A 1,414-nucleotide genomic window follows, 5' to 3' on the forward strand; every position below is an offset into this window, starting at 1 on the left:
GATGGGGCGCGGCACGGTGCGTATGAGCCGGCTTTACGTGTCGGAGGCCGATCATCCCTGCCTGTTGAACGGCGGACGGTTCCCCGCAGCGCAGGTGACGCGGATCGGCGTCGACGCCAACGGCATTGCCGATCTCGGCGCCTTGGAGTCGGCGCTCGGCGGTCACGACAAGAGCGAGGGCCTGCCGCTGGTCGCAATCCACGCCGCCAACAACGAGACCGGCGTCATCCAGCCGATCGATCGTATCGCCGCGATCGTCAAGGCGGCGGGCGGCATCCTCATTGTCGACGCCGTGCAGGCCGTAGGGCGTGTTTCGACCGATCTATCAGCGGGTTACGCCGATTATCTGATTCTGTCCTCGCACAAGATCGGTGGACCCAAGGGCGTCGGCGCCATCGTCGCGGCTTCCGATTTGATGATGCCGAAGCCGCTGATCAATGGCGGTGGCCAGGAAAAGGGCCATCGCGGCGGAACTGAGAACCTCGCCGCCATTGCCGGTTTCGGCGCCGCCGCACGCGAGGCGCTTGCCGGATTGCCGGCCATGGATGCGGTGCGCCAGCGCCGCGACGAGATCGAGGCCATCGTCAAATCGCTGGTGCCGGACGCGGAAATCTTTGGAACCGGTGCGCCAAGGCTTGCCAATACGGCATTCTTCGCTATTGCGGGCGTCAAAGCCGAAACCGCGCAGATCGCCTTCGATCTGGCCGGTGTAGCGCTGTCGGCCGGCTCTGCCTGTTCGTCGGGCAAGGTCGGACCGAGCCATGTGCTGAAAGCCATGGGCTACGGTGACAGTCTCGGCGCCTTGCGGGTGTCGATCGGACCGGCGACCGGCGCGGAAGACGTTGAGCTTTTCCGCACCGCGCTTGCGGGTATTGCCGCACGAAGGGCGGATAGAGAACGGGCCGCGTAGCGGTTGGACGAATTTGGGCCTTTCGGCCTGGTAGAGCCGTGCGTTTCATGCTGGCCGGGTGAATTCCCGGTCGAAGCGCACTATATTAAACTTACGCTGCCGCGAGCACCTCTTCGGGGTTCGTTTTTGGCGGTGCCATAGTTTGAAAACTGTCGGGCCTTGACCCCGGCGTGGATGGAGAACGCTTATGCCTGCTGTGCAGGACACGATCGATCGGGTCCGAAAGATCGACGTCGACCAATACAAATACGGATTCCAGACCGAAATCGCTGTCGATAAGGCCCCCAAGGGCCTCAGCGAAGATATCATCCGTTTCATTTCGGCCAAGAAGGACGAACCGTCCTGGATGCTGGAATGGCGTCTGGAAGCGTATCGCCGCTGGCTGACGCTTGACGAGCCGACTTGGGCGCGCGTCCACTATCCCAAGATCGATTTCCAGGACATCTACTTCTACGCGGCGCCCAAGAGCACGCCCGGCCCGACTTCGCTGAGCGATGACGATCC

Annotated in this window: 1 protein-coding gene and 1 pseudogene; both read left to right on the forward strand. The window is 62.8% G+C overall.

What is annotated here, in order from left to right; all coding sequences use genetic code 11:
- Positions 1-910: aminotransferase class V-fold PLP-dependent enzyme (locus tag EN893_RS33925; protein ID WP_128362172.1), on the forward strand; the 910-nt coding region annotated here is incomplete at its 5' end.
- Positions 911-1,097: 187 nt separating this feature from the next.
- A pseudogene (locus tag EN893_RS33930) lies at positions 1,098-1,414 on the forward strand (Fe-S cluster assembly protein SufB); the annotation flags it as partial.

Origin of the sequence: Mesorhizobium sp. M7A.F.Ca.CA.004.04.2.1 (assembly GCF_004022825.1) — a bacterium.
In the GTDB taxonomy this organism is placed as follows: Bacteria; Pseudomonadota; Alphaproteobacteria; order Rhizobiales; family Rhizobiaceae; genus Mesorhizobium.